This is a genomic window from Brachybacterium alimentarium (genome assembly GCF_002332425.1).
GTDB lineage: Bacteria > Actinomycetota > Actinomycetes > Actinomycetales > Dermabacteraceae > Brachybacterium > Brachybacterium alimentarium.
Genome location: NZ_NRGS01000022.1, coordinates 42,786 through 60,397, shown reverse-complemented (window position 1 = coordinate 60,397; position 17,612 = coordinate 42,786). Strand labels below are relative to the sequence as shown.

Annotated in this window: 15 protein-coding genes; 7 read left to right on the top strand and 8 right to left on the bottom strand. The window is 68.4% G+C overall.

Annotation, left to right across the window (positions count from 1 at the left end):
* Window positions 1-45: 45 nt before the first annotated feature.
* Complete coding sequence (locus tag CIK71_RS12705) at window positions 46-1,581, top strand: UDP-N-acetylglucosamine 1-carboxyvinyltransferase (protein WP_158541995.1); 1,536 nt, start codon at window positions 46-48, stop codon at window positions 1,579-1,581.
* A gap of 61 nt (window positions 1,582-1,642) precedes the next feature.
* Entirely contained in the window at window positions 1,643-2,899 is a 1,257-nt protein-coding gene (locus CIK71_RS12700) for an MFS transporter (protein ID WP_096166051.1), read from the top strand.
* On the opposite strand, the gene CIK71_RS17775 is transcribed toward CIK71_RS12700, so the two are convergent.
* The 7 genes from CIK71_RS17775 to CIK71_RS12665 are packed head-to-tail and all read right to left on the bottom strand — an operon-like array spanning window position 2,870 to window position 10,657.
* Entirely contained in the window at window positions 2,870-3,757 is an 888-nt protein-coding gene (locus tag CIK71_RS17775) for an HAD family hydrolase (protein ID WP_158541994.1), read from the bottom strand. The genes CIK71_RS12700 and CIK71_RS17775 overlap by 30 nt on opposite strands.
* The gene (locus tag CIK71_RS17770; RefSeq protein WP_096166049.1) at window positions 3,754-4,671 is read right to left on the bottom strand and encodes a phosphodiesterase; all 918 of its coding nucleotides are present in this window, start codon (window positions 4,669-4,671) and stop codon (window positions 3,754-3,756) included. Before CIK71_RS17770 ends, CIK71_RS17775 begins: the two co-directional genes overlap by 4 nt.
* Window positions 4,668-5,783: a LacI family DNA-binding transcriptional regulator gene (locus CIK71_RS12685; protein WP_096166048.1), complete on the bottom strand. Its 1,116-nt coding sequence runs from the start codon at window positions 5,781-5,783 to the stop codon at window positions 4,668-4,670. The genes CIK71_RS17770 and CIK71_RS12685 overlap by 4 nt, the downstream gene beginning before the upstream one ends.
* A complete protein-coding gene (locus CIK71_RS12680; RefSeq protein ID WP_096166047.1) occupies window positions 5,780-6,718 on the bottom strand; it encodes a glycerophosphodiester phosphodiesterase family protein in 939 nt (312 codons plus the stop codon). Before CIK71_RS12680 ends, CIK71_RS12685 begins: the two co-directional genes overlap by 4 nt.
* Complete coding sequence (locus CIK71_RS12675; protein ID WP_338022877.1) at window positions 6,715-8,451, bottom strand: ABC transporter permease; 1,737 nt, start codon at window positions 8,449-8,451, stop codon at window positions 6,715-6,717. The genes CIK71_RS12680 and CIK71_RS12675 overlap by 4 nt, the downstream gene beginning before the upstream one ends.
* Window positions 8,452-8,474: 23 nt before the next feature.
* Window positions 8,475-9,560: an ABC transporter ATP-binding protein gene (locus CIK71_RS12670; RefSeq protein WP_096166045.1), complete on the bottom strand. Its 1,086-nt coding sequence runs from the start codon at window positions 9,558-9,560 to the stop codon at window positions 8,475-8,477.
* Window positions 9,561-9,604: 44 nt separating this feature from the next.
* Window positions 9,605-10,657 (bottom strand): extracellular solute-binding protein, encoded by a 1,053-nt coding sequence (locus tag CIK71_RS12665; RefSeq protein WP_096166044.1) that lies wholly within the window; start codon window positions 10,655-10,657, stop codon window positions 9,605-9,607.
* A gap of 472 nt (window positions 10,658-11,129) precedes the next feature.
* Between CIK71_RS12665 and CIK71_RS12660 the strand changes: the two genes are divergently transcribed.
* The 5 genes from CIK71_RS12660 to CIK71_RS12640 all read left to right on the top strand — a co-directional run bounded on the left by CIK71_RS12660 (window position 11,130) and on the right by CIK71_RS12640 (window position 16,398).
* On the top strand, window positions 11,130-12,164 hold the full coding sequence (locus tag CIK71_RS12660; RefSeq protein ID WP_096166043.1) for a LacI family DNA-binding transcriptional regulator: 1,035 nt from the start codon (window positions 11,130-11,132) through the stop codon (window positions 12,162-12,164).
* Window positions 12,165-12,193: 29 nt separating this feature from the next.
* On the top strand, window positions 12,194-13,501 hold the full coding sequence (locus CIK71_RS12655) for an extracellular solute-binding protein (RefSeq protein WP_096166042.1): 1,308 nt from the start codon (window positions 12,194-12,196) through the stop codon (window positions 13,499-13,501).
* Window positions 13,498-14,421, top strand: a complete 924-nt coding sequence (locus CIK71_RS12650) for a carbohydrate ABC transporter permease (RefSeq protein WP_096166041.1) — start codon at window positions 13,498-13,500, stop codon at window positions 14,419-14,421. The genes CIK71_RS12655 and CIK71_RS12650 overlap by 4 nt, the downstream gene beginning before the upstream one ends.
* A 1-nt stretch (window position 14,422) precedes the next feature.
* On the top strand, window positions 14,423-15,259 hold the full coding sequence (locus tag CIK71_RS12645) for a carbohydrate ABC transporter permease (RefSeq protein WP_096166040.1): 837 nt from the start codon (window positions 14,423-14,425) through the stop codon (window positions 15,257-15,259).
* A gap of 146 nt (window positions 15,260-15,405) precedes the next feature.
* Window positions 15,406-16,398, top strand: coding sequence for a glycoside hydrolase family 130 protein (locus CIK71_RS12640; RefSeq protein ID WP_096166039.1), 993 nt, complete (start codon window positions 15,406-15,408; stop codon window positions 16,396-16,398).
* An 82-nt stretch (window positions 16,399-16,480) separates the two neighbouring features.
* Here the strand turns inward: CIK71_RS12640 and CIK71_RS12635 are convergent, their stop codons facing one another.
* Window positions 16,481-17,434: an endonuclease/exonuclease/phosphatase family protein gene (locus CIK71_RS12635; protein ID WP_096166220.1), complete on the bottom strand. Its 954-nt coding sequence runs from the start codon at window positions 17,432-17,434 to the stop codon at window positions 16,481-16,483.
* Window positions 17,435-17,612: the final 178 nt, after the last annotated feature.

The window sequence follows — 17,612 nt, the reverse complement described above, 5'->3', positions numbered from 1 at the left end:
ACTCTCCACCGTCCCCTTATCTCATCTGTGAGATACGGTCGGATCATGACTGAGAACGAGGACTACCTGGCCCGCATCGGCACCCTGATCCGGGACGCCCGTCAGCACTCCGGCCGCACCCAGGCCCAGCTGGCCACCGAGCTCGGCACGAGCCAGAGCGCTGTGAACCGCATCGAGAAGGGCCAGCAGAACCTGACGCTGGAGACGATCTCCCGGATCGGCTCCGCGCTGGATTCCGAGCTGGTCGGCATGGGGACCTCCGGACCGAGCCATCTGCGGGTCGAGGGACAGACCACGCTCAGCGGCTCCATCGAGGTCAAGAGCTCGAAGAACGCGGGTGTCGCGCTGCTGTGCGCCTCGCTGCTGAACACCGGCACCACGGTGCTGCGCAAGGTCGCACGCATCGAGGAGGTCAACCGTCTGCTCGAGGTGCTCACCTCGATCGGCGTCAAGGCCCGCTGGATGAACGACGACAACGATCTCGAGCTGCGCGTGCCCGCCACGCTCGACCTCGACTCGATCGATGCCGACGCCGCGCGCCGCACCCGCAGCATCATCATGTTCCTGGGCCCGCTGATGCATCGCCAGAAGGAGTTCCAGCTCCCCTACGCCGGCGGCTGCGACCTCGGCACCCGCACCGTAGAGCCGCACATGACGGCGCTGCGCCCCTTCGGCCTCGAGGTCGTCGCGACCGAGGGCCACTACCAGGCGACCGCCACGGCCGGCACCGGACCGCGCCGCCCGATCGTGCTCACCGAGCGCGGCGACACCGTCACCGAGAACGCGCTCCTGGCCGCCGCCATGTACGAGGGCGAGACCGTGATCCGCAACGCGAGCCCCAACTACATGGTCCAGGACCTCTGCTTCTTCCTCGAGAAGCTCGGCGTGCAGATCGACGGCATCGGCACCACCACCCTCACCGTGCGCGGGAAGAGCTCGATCAGCACCGATGTCGAGTACGCCCCGAGCGAGGACCCGATCGAGGCGATGAGCCTGATCACCGCCGCCATCGTGACCGACTCGAGCATCACCGTGCAGCGCGTGCCGATCGAGTTCATGGAGATCGAGCTGGCGATCCTCGAGGAGATGGGCCTGCGCTATGACCGCTCCGAGGAGTATCTCGCCCGCAACGACCAGACCCGCCTGGTGGACATCACCACGTACCCCTCGCAGCTCAAGGCTCCGATCGACAAGATCCACCCGATGCCGTTCCCGGGGCTGAACATCGACAACCTGCCCTTCTTCGCGGTGATCGCCGCGACGGCCGACGGGCAGACGCTGCTGCACGACTGGGTGTACGAGAACCGCGCCATCTACCTCACCGAGCTCAACAAGCTCGGCGCGAAGGTGCAGCTCATGGATCCCCACCGGGTGCTCATCGAGGGCCCCACCCGCTGGAGCGGCACCGAGATCGTGTGCCCCCCGGCGCTGCGCCCCGCCGTGGTGATCCTGCTGGCGATGCTCGCCGCCAAGGGCACCTCGGTGCTGCGCAGCGTCTACGTCATCAACCGCGGCTACGAGGACCTCGCAGCGCGCCTGAACAAGCTCGGCGCACGGATCGAGACGTTCAAGGACATCTGAGGAGGATCTCGGCCCCTCTCCCTCACTCGACTCCGTGGACTCGACCCGCGATAGTGGGGCGATGAGGGACGACGAGACCGCTCGGCGCCGAACGGTGAGAGAGCCCCTCGCCCTACGGGGCTTCCGCAGCTACTGGCTGGCGAGCACGTCGGGCTTCACCGCGCTCGCGGTCTCGACCGTCGCGGTCGACGTGCTCGTGATCGACATCCTCGCTGCGTCGGAGGCGCAGGTCGGGCTCGTTCGAGCCGTTCAGTTCCTGCCTTATCTCCTGCTGGGTCTGCTGGCCGGTGCGTATGTCGATCGGTGGCGTCGCCGACCCGTTCTGGTCGTCGGCCATCTCGTCCAGGCCATGATGCTCACGGCGATACCCGTGCTGTTCGTGATCGGCGGGCTCACTATCGGTGCGACGGCGGGCATCCTGTTCGCCATCGGCTGCAGCGGAGTGTTCATCGCCGCCGCCGAGCGGTCGTACCTGCCCGATCTGGTGCCGCGCAGGGCCCTGGTCCTCGCCAATGCCCGGGTGGGCCAGTCGCTGACGGTCGCGGAGACCTCCGGTCCCGCGCTCGGCGGAGCTCTCGTGGGCATCGTGGGGGCCCCGATGACGCTGCTGATCAGCGCTGCAGGTCGTGTCGTCTCGGCGGTGATGATCGGCAAGGTTCGGCGTCCCGAACCTGCGCCCCGCCCCGATCATCCCCGGCTGTGGCGCGCGATCGCCGATGGCCTTCGATTCACCTATCGCCATCGCACGCTCGCGCCGCTGGCCATCTCGACGAACATCTGGTTCCTGGCCAACAGCATCTCCCTGACGGTGCTCGCCCTCTTCGTGCTGCGAGGTCTGGGGCTGGCCGCCGTCGTCTATGGGCTGATGCTCACGGCGGTTGGCGTCGGTGGCCTCATGGGCGCCCTCTGCGCCACCCGCGCAGCGGTGCGTCTCGGGGAGGGGGACGTCATCATCGTGGCCCGGATCGTGTGCGCACTGACCTGGGTGATGATGGCTTTGACCCCCGTCCACGCGGAGTCGTGGGGCGTGGTGACCTACCTGATCGTCGTCCTGGGGATCTACGGATTCTCGATGGGGGCCGAGGAGCCCAGCGAGATGGCCTTCCGTCAGTCTGCGACCGAGCGCTCGATGCTCGGCCGTGTCAACGCCACCATGCGCTCGGCGAACCGCACCGCTGCGCTGCTCGGCGCGGCCAGCGGCGGCGTGCTGGTCGGCGTTGTCGGATTCCGGCCCACGTTCGCCGTCGTGGCGGTGATCTTCATGGTGGCCGTGCTGGTCGCGCTGCTCTCACCGCTGCGCGGCGCCCGCAGTCGCTGATCCCTTGCCCTCGGGAGCTGGCGTATCCAGCAGACCGTGCCGGGCGAACGCCTGCGCGATCCCACTCTGGTGCACCGTGCCGGTGATCTCATCGGCCGCGGCCCGCGCCTCGGGGGTCGCCTCACCCATCGCGATGCCCACGCCAGTGATGCGCAGCATCTCCAGATCGTTGTTGTTGTCCCCGATCCCGATCGAATCGGCCACGTCCAGCCCGAGCTGGTCGAGCAGGGCCAGGATTGCCGAGCCCTTGTTCACCCCGGCCAGTGAGACCTCTCCCCCACCGGTGCCCAGATGCGTGATCGTCCCGGTGATCACGCTGAAGCCCTCGGGCGTGAGCGCCTGATGGACCCGTTCGAAGGCGTCCGGGGTCACGCCGAGGAAGATCGCCTTGGCGATCGCGTCGAGCGGGGCCTTCTCCGCGACCTGCTCGATGTCCAGCTCCTCGCCCGGCCCCAGCCCGGGCCGGTCCTCGATACCGAGCATCCTGCGCATCTCCTCCCGACGCGAGGCGACGGGATAGACGCCGTCGCGAGCCTGGAGCACGTAGTCCAGATCGAGCTGTCCGAAGACCTCGATCATGCGTCTCGCCTTCGCGACGGGCATGGCGTGCTGGACCACCCAGTCCTCGCCGAGGTGTACGAAGGCGCCGGCGCCGAGGACGGCTCCGTCGAACCCGATCTCCGCGAGACGAGGGTCCAGCTCGCTCGGGGAACGGCCGGTGGCCAGCAGTACGCGGTGCCCCGCGGCGCGGGCGGAGCGGATCGCGTCGACCGTCGAGGTGGGGAGGATTCCGTCGTGGGCGATGATCGTGCCGTCGACGTCGAGGAAGACGATGCGGCGTCCGGGGTCCAGGATCACCGGGCCCCCGTCCAGCTCGCGATCGCCGGGGCGTCGGGGATGTACAGGCCCTGCTCGGCGAGCTTGCGGGCGGTGGCAGCACCATCGACATGGCGGCTCACACTCGCGCCGCCGCCCTGGGGCACCACGGAGTGCATGATCGTGGAGTTGTACACATGGACGAGGTTGAAGGCCTGCGCGCCGTCCCGGCCCCGCGTGCCGCGGTCGGGCGTCTGCAGGTCCTGGGTGTAGCAGGTGGCCGAGGCGACGGAGACCGGGATGCCCGCGAAGGTCGCGGAGGTCGAGTAGTGGAAGTGACCCCCGATGATCGCGCGCACATCGCTGCCGGCCAGCACCTGAGCCAGGGCGTCCTGGTCGCGCAGCTCGACGGTGATAGCGAGGTCCTGGACGCACGGGACCGGGGGATGGTGCAGGGCGAGGATCGTTCCCTCCGGGGCAGGCTCGGAGAGCACCTCTCGCAGCCAGGCGTACTGGGCCGGACGGATCTCGCCGTAGGCCCTGCGGGGCACGGTCGAGTCGAGCACGATGATCCGCAGGCCTCCGAGCATGACCACCCGGTCGTACGGGGCGTCGTCGGCCTCCGCATCGAGCAGCTCGGTGCGCATCGTGGCGCGATCGTCGTGATTGCCCATCACCCAGATGAGCTTGGCGCCGAGGTGCTCGGCGAGCGGCTCGACCAGCTCGCGCAGCTGCCGATAGGCGGGTGCCTCCCCGCGATCGGCGAGGTCGCCGGTGAAGATCAGTGCCTCGGGTCGCAGGTTGGTGGCGACCAGGTCCTCGAGCAGCCCCTCGAGATGCTCACGGACCGGGGCGACCCCGGACAGCAGCTCGCCCGGGGGCACGAAATGGGTGTCCGAGAGGTGGACCAGGGTGTGGTTCGCCCTCGGATATTCGGCGGCGCGCAGTGCGTTCATGCGGGTGTCCTTCCGGTGGTGCGGGGCGGCCCGGCGGTGCGCCCCTGGATGAATCGTCCGGGCAGCCGCTCGTGCACGACCCTGCCTCCTGCGGGATCTCCAGGCCCGGCCTCCGCGGATCCGCCCGACCCCGCATCGTCCCCGATGCCGGTCGCCCCGATCATCCGGGCGATGTTCGCGATGGTCCGTTCGGCGACGTCCTCGACGGCGATGCGCATGGTGGTCAAGCCCAGCAGGTCGATCCCGGGAAGGATCCCGTCGCAGCCGGTGGTGGCGACGTCCTCGGGGGTCCGCAGGCCCGCCTCGTGGAGACGACGGATCAGGGTCAGCTGCCGCAGGTCGGAGGGGACCATGACGGCGCTGACGCGGCCGCGACGGGCCAGGTCCACGGACTCGTCCATCGCGTCGTGACCTCGTCGGTACTCGAGCCGGTGCACCGTGGCTCCGCGGCTCTCGAGCAGCTGGGTCATGACAGTGCTGCGCACGAACTCGGGGTAGGAGTCCTCGGCGCGGGCGGTCTGCACGGCCACATCCGTGTGGCCTAGTTCCAGAATGTGCTCGGCGAGGCGACGGGCCGCGTCCTCCTCGTCGTAGGAGACGGCGTGGATCCGCCCGCTGCTCTCCGGGCGTCCGGCCCGGATGATGGGAAGCCGGTCGCGGAAGGGCTCGAGCTGGTCGCTGGTCACTCCGCCCGTGGCGACGATCAGACCGGCCACGCGCATGCCCATCAGGCGGTGCAGGCTGGCCACCTGCTGCCGGCCCTGGTCGTCATGCTTGATGGTCATCGACAGCAGCGTGACGCCGGCGGCGTGGCCCGCCTTCTGCAGCTCGCTGAACAGCAGACCGTAGGCAGGGTTGGAGGCGTCGCGCAGCAGGAGGCCGACGGTGGACGAGCCTCCGGAGGCGAGCTCGCTCGCGGCGACGTTGGTGACATATCCGAGCTCGTCGGCGACCGCGAGCACTCGGCGCCGGGTCCGGTCGGAGACCTTTCCCTGGCCGAGCATGACGCGGGAGGCGGAGGTGCGGGAGACCCCGGCGGCGGCGGCGACGTCCTCCAGCCGGACGCGACCGGGGGGACGTGGCTCGGGAGGGGCGGAGGCGGAGGTGCTCATGAACGGACTTCCTGGTCGACGGCTGTCGCCCCGGCGGTGCCGCGGGCTGCTCGGGTCCCACGATAGGCACGCAGCAGCCAGGGCCAGTCTGTCTGGATCAGATCGGCGCCGAGGTCGAACAGCGGTCCCCACCCGGCACCGGGCCCGTGCAGCAGCGCCGCCTCGTCGTCATAGCCCGCGAACAGCGGGATCCCGTTGGTCAGCACCTCGGCGTTGACCAGCACGAACAGTCCGCGGGCGTGCAGCTCGACGAACAGGTCGGGGTCCGCGAGCTGGTGGTCCGGGCCATCGGCCAGCAGCTCGACGCCCACGACGTCGAGGTCATCGTCCTCGACGAGGTCCTCGATCTGCGCGAGATCCGTGCAGATCGGCAGGTAGGGGTACTTCACCTCGTGGCGCCGCAGGACGTCGAGCGGTCCGGGCAGAGCGGCCGGGCTCTTCAGCAGCAGCTGCTCGGTCATCCCGAGACCGTCCAGGGCGGGGAGGAGCGTGGCCCATGACCCCCAGGACCGGTCCACGTTCACCAGGGGCGCCGCCTCGTCCTCCACACCCAGCTCAGTGGGACGCAGCGCGGCCAGGAGGTCGAGCAGGCGTTCCACACCAGCCGGACGGCCCGGGCGGTCCACGTGCACGTATCGCAGCTCGTCGATCTGCCGCGCCGTGAGCGTGGTGAGGTTCGCGCCGATCCCGAGCAGCCGCTGCTCGGTCCCGTCGTGGAAGGCGTAGAATTCTCCGTCCGCGGAGGTCGAGACGTCGATCTCGACCACATCGGCCCCGGAGACGAGAGCGGCCATCGCCGCCACGCGGGTGTTCTCGGCGATGCTGCCGACGGCCGTGCCGCGATGCGCCACCACGAGGGTCCCCAGCTCGGCGAGGCGCCGGTGCAGGAGCCGGTCGGTGCCGCCCCGCTGCGGGTGCCGGAAGGCGGCGCTCATCGCTCGGCCCCGACGCGATCGCGCTGACGGCGTGCTCGGGCGCGCCGGCCGCTGCGATCCCGGGCACCCCGCCCGTAGACCAGGTACATCGTCGCGCCGGTGATGATCATGAGCAGCACCGTATAGACGAAGGTGTTCGCGCGCGCATCGAGGTTGGCATCACCCTCGGTGCTCGCCTTGATGACCAGGCCCAGCGGTTGGAACAGCGGGTGCGCGAGAAATACGGAGGTGTCGTAGTCGTCCAGCAGGCTGTTGAAGTTCAGCGCCCCGATCGCCAGAACCGTCGGCAGCACCGCGGGCAGCAGGATCCTGCGGAAGACGTACAGTGTCCTCGCGCCCATCAGCGAGGCGGCTTCCTCGAGGTTGTCATTGATCCCCGAGAAGGCAGCCTTCAGCAGGCGCAGGGTGAAGGGGATCTTGCCGATCACGTAGGCGATCAGCAGGATCACGGTGGTCCCGGTGAGTACGCGGCCACCCACCAGAGGGCTCGGATGGTCGTAGCTGATGATCAGGCCCAGCGCGATCAAGGTGGTCGGCAGGATCCACGGGATGTGGAGCAGGTATTCGGCGGCGAGCGTGATCGCGTTGCGGTGCTTCGCGATGATGCGGGCGACGAACAGCAGCCCGAGCACGCTGATCAGGGAGGCGAGGCCCGCGTAGACGATGCTGATGACGAAGGGCCGCAGGCTCGCGGACTCCCCGAGCACGCGCACATAGTTGTCCAGGGACATGGTCGAGAAGCGGAACTGCCCGGACTCGATCGCGCGGGAGTCCTGGAAGGAGTACAGGACGATGAGGATGACGGGCAGCAGATAGGCCGCGAACAGTGCGTAGGCGACCACGTGCACCGCGACGTTCAGCACCGGATTGCGGATCTTCTGCTTGACCAACTGCGAGGAGACCTTGGCGATCGAGAAATAGGTGCCGCCCTTCTCGATCCGGGTCAGAACGATCAGGAGGAGCACCGTGGCGATGCCGAGCACCAGCGCGAGGAGCGCGGCGATGTCCCGCGAGCTGGGAGTCGCGGCGAACGTCAGGATCATCGGGGTGATGGTCTGGAAGTCGCGCCCGCCGAGCACCTGCGGGGCCGACAGCGCCCCGAGCCCGCCCAGGAACGTGAGGATCGTGACGGCGAAGAGCACCGGCTTCAGCATCGGCAGGACCACTCGGCGCAGGATCGTCCACTCCGAAGCACCCATGCTCCGTGCCGCCTCGATGGTCTGATGGTCCACCTTGGACAGGGCGCTGGAGACGAACAGCAGGTGGTTCGTCGTGGTGGCCAGGGTCATCACGACGACGACGGCGAAGAAGCCGCTGAACCAGTCGGCGTCCATCTCGGGGAACAGTCGCAGCAGGAACCCGGTGATGATCCCGTCGGCGCCATAGACGAACTTGTACCCGGCGGCCAGCACGATACCGCCGTAGATCAGGGTGGTGGCGTATCCCAGCCACAGGATCCTGCCGCCCCTGATGTCGTAGTACCGCGTGACCAGCACGACGAAGATGCCGACGACGTTCACGGTGACCGAGAGGACGAACGCCAGCAGGAACGAGTTGCTGAGGGACGTCATGGCCCGTTCCGACGAGGCGAGCTTCTCGACCGCCCGCAGGGTGGGCTCGCCGTCCGGGACGAAGGTCTGCACCAGCAGATTCGCATTGGGCCAGATCAGGAACGCGACGATGAACCAGCCCACGATCACGCCGGTGACGATCACGAACGGCGAGCGGATCATCCTCGAGATGCTGCTCGCGCCGTTCATCGCGCGGCCACGGACGTCACGGCGGTCGCGGGCGCCCCGTCCTCGTCGGCGCCAGAGGCGGCCCTGCCCTCGTACTGGAGGATCGTGGCGGGGTCGATGTGCACGGTGACCGCGTCGCCGGCCTGGGGGCGGGCGGAGCCGTCCTCGGGCTGCATGACCTTGACGATCGCGCCGTGCGTGCTGATCTCGTAGCTCGAGCGCACTCCGTGGTACCGACGGCGCACCACGGTGCCGGGAAGCGCGACCGATCCGCCGCTGGCCGTCCCGGGGCCGAGCCGCACCTTCTCCTCGCGCACGTACGAGGCGCGCGTGGGGTCGAGGGCCGTGCCCGACCGGGCCGCGACCTCGGTGACGAGAGCGGGCGACAGGCGACTCGCATCGCCGATGAAGTGGCACACGAACTCGGTGGCGGAGGCGTCGTAGATCTCTTCGGGGGTGCCGATCTGCTCCACCCGGCCGTCGTGGAAGACGGCGATGCGATCGCTCATGCTCAGCGCCTCGTCCTGATCGTGGGTGACGTAGACGGTGGTGATGCCGAACTGCTCCTGGAGGTCCTTGAGCTGCACTCGCAGCTGGGCGCGGAGCTTCGCGTCGAGGTTCGACAACGGTTCGTCCAGCAGCAGGATCTTGGGGCGCAGCACCAGCGCGCGCGCGATCGCCACGCGCTGCTGCTGCCCCCCGGAGAGATCGGCAAGGTTCTTCTCGAGCTGGGTGGGGGACAGATCGACCTGTTCGGCGATCTCCCGGACCTTGCGCTCCACCTCGGCTCGGGACTCCTTGCGGACCTTGAGCCCGAAAGCGATGTTCTCCCGCACGTTCAACGACGGGAACAGGGCGTAGTTCTGGAACACCATGCCGATCTGGCGCTTGTCGCTGGGCAGGCGCGTGACGCGCCGGCCTGCGACGTGGACGTCCCCGGCCGAGGGGCTCACGAAGCCTGCCAGCGTGCGCAGAGCAGTGGTCTTGCCGCAGCCCGAGGGGCCCAGCAAGGTGAAGAATTCGCCTTCGCGCACGTGCAGGTCGAGGTCGTGGATCGCCGTGAAATCGCCGTAGTCCACGCGGATCCCGTCGTAGCGGATCATCTCGGTGCCTTCCGGAAGAGGGTGCGGTGGTGGTGCGAGGCCGGTCAGACGACGTATTCGAGCTCGATCTTCTCGACCCAGCCGTTGAGGTTCTCGGTGACGAACTCCCAGTCGATGTCCTGCCGCACGAGACCTTCGTGGAACTCGACGATCGACGGCTCGGCCTGGTCGATCGCGCCCTGGTTCACAGGCATGGAGTCGAACTCCGCGGACCAGGCGGCCTGCAGATTGGCGCCGCCGAACCAGTCGATGAACTCCTGGGACTCCTCGAGCTGGTCGGTGCCCTTGATGATCGCGGCCTGCTCGACCACGAATGGCACGCCCACCTCGGGCTCCACCACACCGGCTGTGATGTCGTAGCTCGCCTCACGGCCGGGCAGGCCGGAGGACGGCAGCTGCCCGTAGTCGACCTCCCCGTCCACGATCCGCTGGAAGATGTCGACGTCCTCGACGGCGGGGCTGCCGGTGCTGAAGTACTTCCCGACCTCGGCCCAGCCCTCCTCGGAGATGCCCATCTCGCCCTCAGGATCGGCATAGCGGGTGAGGATGCCGGACATGACGATCTGGATGGTGGCGTTGCCCATGCTGGTCTCGGACTGGTAGCGGCCCTCGAAGGCGGGGTCGTTCCAGAGGTCGAGCCAGTCGCTCGGGGCGTCGGCCGCATCGATCCTGTCGGCGTCGTAGGCGAGCAGGACCGCCTGCTGCACGACGGGCCAGTAGTTCCCGTCCCCGGAGGCGTCGCCCAGCTCGGCGTCGACCTCGTCGGCCCACACCGGGGTGTACGGCTCGATCGTCTCGGCGTCCACGAGCTGGTTGAAGTAGACGTTGTTGAGCCCGAACACGACGTCGGCGACGGGATTGCCCGCCTCGGCGAGGATCTTGTTGGTGGTGTCCCCGCCACCCTGGCCGACGACCTCGATGTCGAAGCCGGCCTCGGCAGCCTGCTCGGTGAGCCAGTCCCCACGGCCATCGCCGTTGGAGTTCGTGTAGACGATGAGCGTGTCGCCGGAGTCGGCGCCGCTGTCGGCGCTTCCGCAGGCGGTCAGGGCAAGGGCTGCGGTCGCGAGGACTGCGGAGGCTTTCAGGAGCTGTCGCATGGGAACGCTTTCTGTGCACGAAGGGGTGAGGCCCTCCGGAGGGCGGAGGTGCGGACGACTGCGGACGGGCGTCACGTCGAGGCCGCGCCAGGGGGAGCGCTCCCCCACCGGTAGGAACTCTCGTCATCGAAAGTGGATCCGACGCAACGCCGAAGGCATCGCCATGTGAACTCTGACCGAACAGTGGGGGAGCGCTCCCCCTGTACGTGATCAGCAACACTAAACGATGCTCGCAAGAATGCACAAGTGGCCACGAGTGGCGGCGCGATCGCGTGCCACACACGGAGACCCCTCATTCCCGAACGACTTGACACGTCACAGCAAACCGGTTTGACTGCTCACTGTTCAAACCGGTTTGCGCATCGAATCAGGCGTCAGCGCCAGCACCTCTGCTGAGGATGCCCGACCCGGCGGGACCGACCGCCGACAGGACCGATCCGACCGCTCTCACCCCGCACGGAGGAGGAAGCCCATGCACGGTGCACGACCCACCATCGGGGACGTCGCGCGGGCTGCCGGCGTCTCCAAGGGCACCGTCTCCCTCGCCTACTCCGGCAAGCGCCCGGTGGCGGAGGAGACTCGTCGCCGTGTCTTCGCAGCGGCTGAATCGCTGCGGTGGACCGCGAGCTCGAGCGCCCAGGCGCTCGCGACCTCTCGCACCAGCACGATCGGTCTCGTCATCGCACGGCGGCCGGAGATCATCGCCACCGACACCTTCTTCCCACGCTTCATCGCCGGCTGCGAGGCCGTCCTCGCCGAGGCCGGGATGGGCCTGATGCTCAACGTCGTCACTGATGAAGACGCCGAGACGGCGGCTTACGAGCGATACGCCGCGGGACGCGTCGATGGCGTGATCCTGCTCGATGTGAAGCAGGGCGACCGCCGTCCTGACCTCGTCCGCGAGCTGGGACTGACCGCTGTGATGCTCACGGCCGAAGCGCCGCACGAGGATGATCCCGTCGACACCCCCGTGGTCTACACCGAGGACGCCGCCGCCGTCGGCGAGCTCGTGGACCTGCTCGTGGGTGCCGGCCACACCTCCATCGCGCACGTCTCCGGGCCCCTGCGCTACGTCCACGCCGCGGCGCGCCGGGACGCCTTCGTGGACGCGATGACCCATCACGGCCTCCGTCCGGATCGCATCGTCGAGGGCGACTTCACCGCCGCGTCCGGTCGCGATGCGACCGCTGCCCTGGTCGACCGCGCGGATCGTCCGTCGGCCATCGTCTACGCGAACGACGTGATGGCGATCGCCGGGCTCTCCTACGCGCGCAGCTCCGGACTGCGCGTCCCGGAGGACCTCTCCGTCACGGGCTTCGACGACAGCGAGCTCTCCGCGCACCTCTCCCCCGGGCTGACCAGCGTCTCCACCGGGGCCGACGTACGCGGCGCCGTCGCGGCCCGCACGCTGCTGGCGGCGCTCGGCGGCGATGCCCGCCGCCCCGTCCTCGTCGACGGCACCGTCGTCGTGCGCCGAGGCAGCATCGCCCCGCCCTCTCGACACTGACCATCCACCCACCACCGAGGAGATCGACGATGACCCTCACCCGGCGCGCTCTCGGCGCCACAGCACTCGCAGTTCCTCTGACCCTCGCCGCAGGAGCCTGCTCACGCAGCGCGGTCGACGCTGCGCAGGCGGCGACAACTCGCGGCCCCATCCGGGTCTGGGTCTCCAACAACGAGCAGGAGCTCGCCTGGGGCGAGGCAGTCACCGCCGCCTGGAACGCCGAACATCCCGATGAGCAGGTCACACTTCAGGAGGTCCCTGCCGGGGCCAGCTCGGAGGAGGCCATCTCCGCCGCGATCGTGGCCGGCACCACCGCAGACCTCGTCTTCAACGCGTCCCCGGCGGCGCTGCCCGATTGGGTGCGCGCCGGCGGCCTGGTCGATCTGACCACGTTCGAGGGCGGCCGGGAGCACATCGAGAGCCGCACCGGACAGCGCGCCCGCGACTACGCCGAGGACGGCGGCCAGGGCGGCTATTACCAGCTGCCCTGGAAGTCCAACCCGGTGATGGTCATGTTCAACAAGGAGATCTTCGCGGCCGCCGGGATCGACCCGGAGTCCCCGGAAATGGACACCTTCGGGACCTTCCTCGAGGGCTCACGGCAGATCGTCAGCTCAGGTGCCTCGGCATCAGCCGTCTGGCCTGCGCCCACCAGCGACTTCTACCAGCCGTGGTTCGACTTCTACCCGATGTACCTCGCCCAGACCCACGGCACGCTCCTCGTGGAGGATGAGGCGACCACGTTCGACTCCCCCGACGGCCTAGCGGTCGCCGAGCTGTGGCGCGCGATGTACGAGGAAGGGCTCGCCCCACGGGAGGAGTCCACGGACGACGCGATGACGATGGGCACCACCGCGATGCAGCTGGCAGGGCCCTGGGCGATCGCCACCTACAAGGATCAGCTCGACTACGGATTCATGCCGGTTCCCAGTGCGGACGGCATCGCCCCCGAGGAGACCATTACCTTCGCGGACTCCAAGAACGTCGCGATGTTCAGCTCGAGCCGAAATCGGCTCACGGCCTGGGAGTTCCTGTCCTTCGCCACCAGCGAGGAGTGGGACGGCAAGCTGCTCGAGCTCTCCGGTCAGATGCCCCTGCGCACCGACCTGCTCGCCACCTACCCGGACTACTTCGCCGAGCATCCCGACTACACGAGCTTCGCCGATCAGGCCGATCGAGTGGCCGATGTGCCCTACCTGTCCGGTGCCATCGAGATCTGGCAGCGATTCCGCGACGAGTTCTCCGCCTCCGCGATCTTCGGGAAGAAGTCGGTCGCGGACGGCCTGCACGATGCCGCCGAGCAGATCGACCAACTGGTGCAGAAGGGAGCACGATGATCACCCCCGATACCGCCCCGCCCCTACGCCCTCCGACGAGCCCGCTGCGTCGGCTGCTCGGGAAGCAGCCCCTCGGTCTGGGACTCTCGTTGCCGTACATCGTGTTCCTCGCCGCGGTGATGGCATATCCCCTGGCCTACGCCGTGTACATCTCGTTCTTCGACTACGTCTTCACCGCCCCCGGCATGGACATGGACCATCCGTTCGTGGGGCTGGAGAACTACCGCACCGCCCTGACCGATCCCCGCGTGCTGCAGTCCTTCGGCAACATCGCGGTGTTCCTCGTGATCAATGTGCCTCTCACGGTCATCCTGTCGATGGGGTTCGCCTCGGCCCTGAACGCGGTCACCCGCTGGGCCGGTGCTTTCCGCGTGGCGTTCTACGTCCCGTACGTGACGGCGAGCGTGTCGCTGATCGGCGTGTGGATGCTGCTGTTCTCGCAGGATGGCCTGGTCAACACGATCCTCGGGCCGCTCGCCCCGGATCCTTCGTGGCTGGTCAACGACGCCCTCGCGATGCCGTCGATCGCCCTGTACGTGACGTGGAAGCAGCTGGGGTTCTACATCCTGCTGTATCTCGCCGCGCTGCAGAACGTGCCGAAAGAGCTGTACGAATCCGCCTCGACCGACGGGGCCGGGATCCTGCAGCGCTTCCGACACATCACGGTGCCGGGCCTGCGCGCCACCACGATGCTCGTGCTGATCCTCTCGATCATCACCGGCGCGAACCTGTTCACCGAGCCATATCTGCTGACCAGCGGCGGCGGACCGGATGGCGCCTCCACCTCACCGGTGCTGATGATCTACCAGAAGGGCATCCAGCAGGGGAACCCGGATGTCGCCTCTGCGATCGGCGTGCTGCTCGTGATCGGCGTCGGCCTGCTGTCCCTGGCCTCCACCCGCCTGACGAAGGAGAGCTGACATGAGGTCCCGCACCCCCACCCGGATCGCGCTGTACGTGATCCTCGCGCTCGCGGCGCTGGTGTTCATCTTCCCCTTCTACTTCATGATCGTCGGTGCCCTGCAGGAAAACCCGACCACCACCCCGGCGGGCATGTTCCCCACCGGGGGCTGGACCCTGGAGAACTTCGCCAGCATCAACGAGCGGCTCCCGCTGCTGCGTGCGCTGCTGAACTCGGTGGTGTTCACCGCCGGTGTCCTGCTGGGCACCCTGACCTTCGGCCTCAGCGCCGGCTACGCCATGTCCCGGCTGCATTGGCGTGGCCGCGGAGTACTGTTCGTGGTCATGCTCGGGGTGCAGATGGTCCCCTTCCAGCTGCTCATGATCCCCCTGTACGTGCAGGTCGCCGGCTCGTACGGGCTCGGGGACACCTACGCCGGGATGATCCTGCCGTTCTTCATCAACACCACCGCGGTGTTCATCTTCCGGCAGTTCTTCCTGGCCCTGCCCGAGGAGATGTTCGAGGCGGCGAGGATCGACGGGGCGAGCGAGCTGAGGGTGCTGTGGGCCATCGCGATCCCGCTGGTGCGCCCGGCGATCGCGACGGTCGTGCTGATCACCTTCATCGGCCCGTGGAACGAATTCCTCTGGCCGTTCCTCATCACGAAGGACGCCTCGATGCAGCCCCTCGCGGTGGCGCTGGCGAACTACATCGCCAACATCGCCCAGACCGTCGCGAACCCCAATGGCGCGATCCTCGCCGGAGCCTGCGCCCTCGCGCTGCCCGTCGTGATCCTGTTCTGCCTGTTCCAGAAGTACTTCACGGCCTCCGACATCGGCGCCGGGGTGAAGGGGTGATCGGCCGACACGACCGACGCATCTGACGCCACCGATACGACTGATACGGCCGCAGCTGAAGCGACCGCAGCAGCGGAGGCGATCGGCGCCACCGCGCCGAGCCGCCGCTGCTCTCCTCCTCGACCCCCACTGCAAAGGACCTCCCCATGACCACCACCAGCCTCTTCGGCGACGCCCGCTTCCCGCTGGGCCCCTTCACCCCCTACGAGAACAACCCGATCCTGCGGCCCAAGGGCGACTCCTGGGAGTCCTCGAACCTCTACAACCCGGCGGCGCTGGTCGTCGATGACCAGGTGGTGCTGCTGTATCGGGCCCACGCGGAGGACATCGTCTCCCACGTCGGCATCGCGTTCAGCGACGACGGCTACCACTTCGAGCGGGAGAACGCTCCGATCCTCTCGCCCGAGCACGACTACGAGCGCTTCGGCTGCGAGGACCCGCGCATCGCATACATCGAGGGCACCTACTACCTCACCTACACGGGCTGGGACCGACGCTCCGCGCAGCTGTGCCTGGCGACCTCTCCCGACCTGCGCACGTGGACCAAGCACGGCCCGCTCTTCGAGGACTTCGACACCTTCAAGACCATGGACCCGCGCGGCTTCAACTGGTCCAAGGCTGGCGTGATCGTCCCTCAGCAGATCGACGGGAAGTGGTGGATGTACTTCGGAGAGGGCGGGATCTACTGGGCGACCAGCGACGACCTCATCCACTGGACCCCCGGCACGAGCGACGAGGAGCCGATGTACTCCCCCACCCCGGGCACCTGGGACGAGGCCCTCGTGGAGATCGGCACCTCTCCGGTGCTGACGGACGACGGGCTCCTGCTGATGCTCACCAACGGCGCCACCCGGCGCTACCTGAAGGACGGCACGCGGGAGGTCGACTACCGCTGCGGCCAGATCGTCATCGACCCCGCGAACCCGACGACGGTCCTCGCCCGCCTCCAGGAGCCGTGGCTGCGCCCGCAGACCTTCGAGGACACGCACGGGCTGGTCTCGAACGTGACCTTCGTGGAGGGGCTCGTGAAGTTCCGCGGGACGTGGTTCGCCTACTACGGCCAGTCCGACACCACGCTCGCCGTCGCGGTCGCCGATCCGGGCGCGACGTACGGGACCGATCTGCGCGCCGACGGCTGAGCTCACTCGGTCGGACCCCGGCACGGCACGGCCCGCCTCCCCGGTTCCCCCGGGGCGGCGGGCCGTGCCTGCGCGAGGACTCTCAGGGCAGGGAGAGCAACGCCTGCATCGGCAGATGATCGGACGCGAAGGCACCGCTGGGATCGCGGTAGTCGTTGATCGCGGCCTGATGCGTGGTGATGTCTTCCGTGGTCAGCACCCAGTCGATCCGGTCGCCGCCCTCGACTGCCTCTGCATATCCGGGGCAGGTCTCCCAGGCCGGGGTGAGCTGCTCGGCCGCGGCATCCCAGGAATCCACGGTGGGGCCGTCCGTGACGAGGGTCGTGTAGGCGCCGGAGTCGTGGGCGGGTGAGTTGTAGTCGCCGGTGACGATGGTGGGGAGCTGGTCGAGCTCACCACCGTCGAAGAGGTCGATCATCGCCTGGCCGCTCTTGATCCGTGCCTGCTCGGACTCGTGGTCGAAATGGGTGTTGATCATCGCGAACTCGGCCCCGCTGGCGAGGTCCCGCAGCCGCGCCCACACCACGATGCGGGTGATGCGGTTCCCCCAGGTCGCGGAGCCGATGACCTCCGGGGTGTCCGAGAGCCAGAACTGGTCCCAGGCCAGGACCTCGAGGCGGGTCGTGTCGTAGAAGATCGCCGAGTGCTCGTCCTTGCTGCCGCCCTTGCGCCCGTAGCCGATCATCCGATGCCGGGGCAGGGCGGAGTCGATCGCGCTCATCTGGGTGTACTGCGCCTCCTGCACGCCCAGAAGGGTCGGCTCCTCACGGGCCAGCAGATCGATCAGCACCGGTTCACGGTCCGGCCAATGATCCGGGTCCCCTGGTTCTGTCTCGGGGGTGGTGTCCTGGCGGATGTTGAACGACATTACATGCAGGCGGTCGCGGCCTGCCCTGCCGATCAGCGGTCGAGCACTGTCGCCGTCGGCTCTCACGGGTGCAGCCGAGGCGGGAGCGGCAATCGCTGCGGCAGCTCCTCCGAGGGCGGCTGCCCCGATTCCGGTCGCGAAGGTGCGGCGGGCGATCGACATGTCCATGGTCTTCTCCTGAAGGTTGTCGTCATGGGAGATCCACACTAGGGGGAGCGCTCCCCCTAGGTGCGGAGTTCTCCGAATGGACCATCGATCGGTCTCGGAATTCGTGCGCTGGGAACCGTCCGGCCATCCGGTACGCGGCACCCGCCCGACAGCGGGCAGTCCCGCGAGCCGCCGTGCA

Bases quoted from the DNA above. Each gene is read 5' to 3' on its own strand.
- CIK71_RS12650 (WP_096166041.1), top strand. From the start codon at position 13,498: ATGATCACCCCCGATACCGCCCCGCCCCTACGCCCTCCGACGAGCCCG.
- CIK71_RS12665 (WP_096166044.1), bottom strand. From the start codon at position 10,657: ATGCGACAGCTCCTGAAAGCCTCCGCAGTCCTCGCGACCGCAGCCCTT.
- CIK71_RS12655 (WP_096166042.1), top strand. From the start codon at position 12,194: ATGACCCTCACCCGGCGCGCTCTCGGCGCCACAGCACTCGCAGTTCCT.
- CIK71_RS12700 (WP_096166051.1), top strand. From the start codon at position 1,643: ATGAGGGACGACGAGACCGCTCGGCGCCGAACGGTGAGAGAGCCCCTC.
- CIK71_RS12680 (WP_096166047.1), bottom strand. From the start codon at position 6,718: ATGAGCGCCGCCTTCCGGCACCCGCAGCGGGGCGGCACCGACCGGCTC.
- CIK71_RS12670 (WP_096166045.1), bottom strand. From the start codon at position 9,560: ATGATCCGCTACGACGGGATCCGCGTGGACTACGGCGATTTCACGGCG.
- CIK71_RS12645 (WP_096166040.1), top strand. From the start codon at position 14,423: ATGAGGTCCCGCACCCCCACCCGGATCGCGCTGTACGTGATCCTCGCG.
- CIK71_RS12705 (WP_158541995.1), top strand. From the start codon at position 46: ATGACTGAGAACGAGGACTACCTGGCCCGCATCGGCACCCTGATCCGG.
- CIK71_RS12660 (WP_096166043.1), top strand. From the start codon at position 11,130: ATGCACGGTGCACGACCCACCATCGGGGACGTCGCGCGGGCTGCCGGC.
- CIK71_RS12675 (WP_338022877.1), bottom strand. From the start codon at position 8,451: ATGATCCGCTCGCCGTTCGTGATCGTCACCGGCGTGATCGTGGGCTGG.
- CIK71_RS12640 (WP_096166039.1), top strand. From the start codon at position 15,406: ATGACCACCACCAGCCTCTTCGGCGACGCCCGCTTCCCGCTGGGCCCC.
- CIK71_RS12685 (WP_096166048.1), bottom strand. From the start codon at position 5,783: ATGAGCACCTCCGCCTCCGCCCCTCCCGAGCCACGTCCCCCCGGTCGC.
- CIK71_RS12635 (WP_096166220.1), bottom strand. From the start codon at position 17,434: ATGGACATGTCGATCGCCCGCCGCACCTTCGCGACCGGAATCGGGGCA.
- CIK71_RS17770 (WP_096166049.1), bottom strand. From the start codon at position 4,671: ATGAACGCACTGCGCGCCGCCGAATATCCGAGGGCGAACCACACCCTG.